Below are 5,699 nucleotides of genomic sequence, written 5' to 3' on the forward strand. Positions count from 1 at the left end.
AAAAAATCCTCAATCAAATACATGAATGAGGATTAAAAAAACTGGCGGCGACCTACTCTCCCGCTTTCGCAGTACCATCGGCGCTAGAGGGCTTAACTTCTGTGTTCGGAATGGGAACAGGTGAGCCCCTCTGCTAAAACCACCCTAAATATGTTATTTAGAGTCAAGATCCGAGACTCAAGATGCAAGACTATAATCTTGGTTCTTGGTTCTGATATCTTGGTTCTATTTTTATCGATAAAAACTTTCACAAAGAGTAAACCTTTGATGCACTTACGGAGCGCGCCTTATTAGGCTATAAATCTACGGGTAATTAGTACTACTCGGCTATGCCATTACTGACTTTACACCTGTAGCCTATCAACGTTGTCATCTCCAACGACCCTTAAAAGATGTCTCATCTTGAGGCAGGTTTCGCACTTATATGCTTTCAGTGCTTATCCTTACCAAACGTAGCTACTCAGCGGTGCACCTGGCGGTACAACTGATACACCAGAGGTTTGTTCAAATCGGTCCTCTCGTACTAGATTCAAGCCCTCTCAAACATCTAACGCCCGCAATAGATAGAGACCGAACTGTCTCACGACGTTCTGAACCCAGCTCGCGTGCCACTTTAATGGGCGAACAGCCCAACCCTTGGGACCTTCTCCAGCCCCAGGATGTGACGAGCCGACATCGAGGTGCCGAACCTCCCCGTCGATGTGAGCTCTTGGGGGAGACTAGCCTGTTATCCCCGGAGTACCTTTTATCCTATGAGCGATGGCCCTTCCATACGGAACCACCGGATCACTATGTCCTGCTTTCGCACCTGATCGACTTGTAGGTCTCACAGTCAAGCACCCTTATGCCATTACACTCTACGCACGGTTACCAAGCGTGCTGAGGGTACCTTTGAAAGCCTCCGTTACTCTTTTGGAGGCGACCACCCCAGTCAAACTACCCACCACGCAATGTCCTTGATCTCTCAAGTTAGGCTCCAAATAAACAAAGGGTGGTATTTCAACGTTGACTCCACAGACACTGGCGTGCCCGCTTCAAAGTCTCCCACCTATCCTACACATTGTTTATTCAAAGTCAATACGAAGTTATAGTAAAGGTTCACAGGGTCTTTTCGTCCCATTGCGGGTAATCGGCATCTTCACCGATACTACAATTTCACAGAGCTCATGGTTGAGACAGTGCCCAGATCGTTACACCATTCGTGCAGGTCGGAACTTACCCGACAAGGAATTTCGCTACCTTAGGACCGTTATAGTTACGGCCGCCGTTTACTGGGGCTTCAGTTAATTGCTTCGCTTACGCTAACAACCTTCCTTAACCTTCCAGCACCGGGCAGGTGTCAGACCCTATACAGCATCTTTCGATTTAGCAGAGTCCTGTGTTTTTGATAAACAGTCGCCTGGGCCTCTTCACTGCGGCCACCATTGCTGATGGCGTCTCTTCTTCCGAAGTTACGAGACTATTTTGCCTAGTTCCTTAACCATGATTCACTCTAGCACCTTAGGATTCTCTCCTCGACTACCTGTGTCGGTTTTGGTACGGGTTGCTTCACTTCGGCTTTTCTTGGAATCTATTTCCCTGCAGCAGCTTCGCCCGAAGGCTAGGCCTTGACTATTCCGTCAGTCTCCAGCAAGTACGTAAATCCGTCCCCTTTTTAGTGTGAGCAAGTATGGGAATATTAACCCATTGTCCATCCACTTCCCCTTTCGGGTTCGCGTTAGGTCCCGACTAACCCTCAGCTGATTAGCATGGCTGAGGAAACCTTAGTCTTTCGGTGAGCGGGTTTCTCGCCCGCTTTATCGTTACTTATGCCTACATTTTCTTTTCTATCCGCTCCACAATACCTCACGATACTGCTTCGGCGCAAATAGAATGCTCCCCTACCAGATATAACTCAAAAGTTATAAATCCATAGCTTCGGTACTATACTTATGCCCGATTATTATCCATGCCGAACCGCTCGACTAGTGAGCTGTTACGCACTCTTTAAATGAATGGCTGCTTCCAAGCCAACATCCTAGCTGTCAATGCAGTTCAACCGCGTTGTTTCAACTTAGTATAGATTTGGGGACCTTAGCTGTTGGTCCGGGTTCTTTCCCTTTCGGACATGGACCTTAGCACCCATGCCCTCACTGCCGACGAACATTTATTAGCATTCGGAGTTTGTCAGGAATTGGTAGGATTTGACTCCCCCGCATCCAATCAGTAGCTCTACCTCTAATAAACTTAACATCGACGCTGCACCTAAATGCATTTCGGGGAGTACGAGCTATCTCCCAGTTTGATTGGCCTTTCACCCCTACCCACAAGTCATCCGAAGACTTTTCAACGTCAACCGGTTCGGTCCTCCACTTTGTGTTACCAAAGCTTCAACCTGCCCATGGGTAGATCACAAGGTTTCGCGTCTAATCCTACTAACTATGCGCCCTATTCAGACTCGCTTTCGCTCCGCCTCCGCACCTAAAGTGCTTAAGCTCGCTAGTAAAATTAACTCGTAGGCTCATTATGCAAAAGGCACGCCGTCACCCAACTTGTGGGCTCCGACCGCTTGTAGGCGTACGGTTTCAGGTTCTCTTTCACCCTTCTATTCGAAGTGCTTTTCACCTTTCCTTCACAGTACTTGTTCACTATCGGTCTTTCAGGAGTATTTAGCCTTGGAGGATGGTCCCCCCATATTCAGACAGGATTTCACGTGTCCCGCCCTACTCATTTATCATCTAAATATGCCTTTCATGTACGGGGCTATCACCCTCTATGGCTGTTCTTTCCAGAACATTCTATTAAACATATAAAGACTTTTGGGCTAATCCGCTTTCGCTCGCCACTACTTACGGAATCTCTTCGATTTCTTTTCCTCCGGGTACTTAGATGTTTCAGTTCTCCGGGTTTGCTTCCCGATAAATCGGGATGACTGGTCTTCAACCAGCCGGGTTGCCCCATTCGGACATCTGCGGATCAATTCGTGTGTGCCGATCCCCGCAGCTTTTCGCAGCTTACCACGTCCTTCGTCGCCTCTGAAAGCCTAGGCATCCGCCATACGCCCTTAACGATTTCTTTCCTAATAATTAAATTAGTTTAGTTTTATCCGGCAACACAACCGTGCTGCCTTCTTATTTTGTAAACTTCGCACCCGTAAGTGCTCGGTTTTCTCTTTGTGATGTTCTTACCGTTAATGTCAATGATCTTATGTCTTATTAGTCCCCTGATGAACAGATATTGTTTTTGGCTCTATCCGTAACTTTTAAATCAGTTCACTAATACTGTGGAGAATAAGGGAGTCGAACCCTTGACCTCCTGCGTGCAAGGCAGGCGCTCTAGCCAGCTGAGCTAATTCCCCCTCTAGTAGACTTTGAGAACCGAGAGCCTAGATTCAAGACTTAAACCGTCTTGGTTCTTGGTTCTGGCATCTCCCAATCTGTTTAATTAGTAGTCTCGGGCAGGCTCGAACTGCCGACCTCTACATTATCAGTGTAGCGCTCTAACCAGCTGAGCTACGAGACTCTCTCTAATTAATAATTATTTAATTAATAATTGTTAATTATCTCTCCTCCCTAATACTAATTTCTAGTGGGTGTATTTTTAAATACCAACCAAAGTAAAAAAACTAAAGCATCTTTTGAGTAAGTGCTTGTGATACTTTAAGTATCTTGTTTGTTTATCGTCTTAAAGACGCTCTAAAATGAGATGTTCCAGCCGCACCTTCCGGTACGGCTACCTTGTTACGACTTAGCCCTAGTTACTTGTTTTACCCTAGGCAGCTCCTTTTACGGTCACCGACTTCAGGTACCCCAAACTTCCATGGCTTGACGGGCGGTGTGTACAAGGCCCGGGAACGTATTCACCGCGCCATGGCTGATGCGCGATTACTAGCGATTCCAGCTTCATAGAGTCGAGTTGCAGACTCCAATCCGAACTGAGACCGGCTTTCGAGATTTGCATCACATCGCTGTGTAGCTGCCCTCTGTACCGGCCATTGTATTACGTGTGTGGCCCAAGACGTAAGGGCCGTGATGATTTGACGTCATCCCCACCTTCCTCTCTACTTGCGTAGGCAGTCTCACTAGAGTCCTCAACTGAATGTTAGCAACTAGTGACAGGGGTTGCGCTCGTTGCAGGACTTAACCTAACACCTCACGGCACGAGCTGACGACAACCATGCAGCACCTTGAAAATTGCCCGAAGGAGGATCTATTTCTAAATCTGTCAATTCCCATTTAAGTCTTGGTAAGGTTCCTCGCGTATCATCGAATTAAACCACATAATCCACCGCTTGTGCGGGCCCCCGTCAATTCCTTTGAGTTTCATTCTTGCGAACGTACTCCCCAGGTGGCTAACTTATCACTTTCGCTTGGTCTCTGAATCCGAAAATCCAAAAACGAGTTAGCATCGTTTACGGCGTGGACTACCAGGGTATCTAATCCTGTTCGCTACCCACGCTTTCGTCCATCAGCGTCAGTTAAATCTTAGTGACCTGCCTTCGCAATTGGTGTTCTAAGTAATATCTATGCATTTCACCGCTACACTACTTATTCCAGCCACTTCAAATTTACTCAAGACCCGCAGTATCAATGGCAGTTTCATAGTTAAGCTATGAGATTTCACCACTGACTTACGGGTCCGCCTACGGACCCTTTAAACCCAATAAATCCGGATAACGCTTGCACCCTCCGTATTACCGCGGCTGCTGGCACGGAGTTAGCCGGTGCTTATTCGTACAGTACCTTCAGCTACCCTCACGAGAGTAGGTTTATCCCTGTACAAAAGAAGTTTACAATCCATAGGACCGTCATCCTTCACGCGGGATGGCTGGATCAGGCTTTCACCCATTGTCCAATATTCCTCACTGCTGCCTCCCGTAGGAGTCTGGTCCGTGTCTCAGTACCAGTGTGGGGGATCTCCCTCTCAGGACCCCTAAAGATCATTGACTTGGTGAGCCGTTACCTCACCAACTATCTAATCTTGCGCGTGCCCATCTCTATCCACCGGAGTTTTCAATATTAAATGATGCCATTCAATATATTATGGGGTATTAATCTTCCTTTCGAAAGGCTATCCCCCAGATAAAGGTAGGTTGCACACGTGTTACGCACCCGTACGCCGCTCTCAAAGTCCCGAAGGACTTCTACCGCTCGGCTTGCATGTGTTAGGCCTCCCGCTAGCGTTCATCCTGAGCCAGGATCAAACTCTCCATTGTATGTTTGTCTGACTCACTCAAAAATAATTGACGCTTTAGTTTTTCCTTACTTTTTTGGTTGTTATTTGTATGTCAATGATCTCTTTTCTTTTCGCTTATATCCGGAAACTCTTTCTGTCGTTTGTTTCGAATTGCGAGTGCAAAAGTATAAACTATTTTTGAATTGACCAAATGTTTTTGAGAAAAATTTAAAACTTCTTTTTCGTAAGCTTTATCCTCTCGTAAATCAATCAGCCTAAATCTCTACTCCGCTCCCAGTTTCTCTCGATTTGGGATTGCAAAAGTATAAACTTATTTCTTAAAGACCAAATTTTTGAAGCGATTTTTTTTGAAACTTTATTTTTAGCTTCCTGCCCGCTCATTCAATCTCTTAATCTTCTACTTCGCTCCCTCTTTCTCTCGATTTGGGACTGCAAAGATAAGCACTTTTCAATCCATTCCAAATTTTATTAACACTAATTTAATACTAAAAACACAACTCGCTGAATAACTGAGGGAAAAATTT

2 tRNA genes and 3 rRNA genes are annotated in these 5,699 nt (G+C 46.1%); all 5 read right to left on the minus strand.

Annotated elements, in window-relative coordinates:
- Positions 1-39: 39 nt before the first annotated feature.
- The 5 genes from rrf to CDW55_RS12340 all read right to left on the minus strand — a co-directional run bounded on the left by rrf (position 40) and on the right by CDW55_RS12340 (position 5,194).
- Positions 40-147 (minus strand): 5S ribosomal RNA (gene rrf, locus CDW55_RS12320).
- A 146-nt stretch (positions 148-293) separates the two neighbouring features.
- Positions 294-3,057: ribosomal RNA gene (locus tag CDW55_RS12325) — 23S ribosomal RNA — on the minus strand.
- A 206-nt stretch (positions 3,058-3,263) separates the two neighbouring features.
- Positions 3,264-3,337 (minus strand) — tRNA-Ala (locus tag CDW55_RS12330).
- A 90-nt stretch (positions 3,338-3,427) separates the two neighbouring features.
- Positions 3,428-3,501, minus strand: a tRNA-Ile gene (locus tag CDW55_RS12335).
- Between the two features lie 176 nt (positions 3,502-3,677).
- Positions 3,678-5,194 (minus strand): 16S ribosomal RNA (locus tag CDW55_RS12340).
- The 16S, 23S and 5S rRNA genes sit together here with 2 tRNA genes alongside, the layout of an rRNA operon.
- Between the last annotated feature and the right edge of the window lie 505 nt (positions 5,195-5,699).

It is taken from the genome of Chryseobacterium sp. VAUSW3, from assembly GCF_002205795.1.
In the GTDB taxonomy this organism is placed as follows: Bacteria; Bacteroidota; Bacteroidia; order Flavobacteriales; family Weeksellaceae; genus Kaistella; species Kaistella yananensis.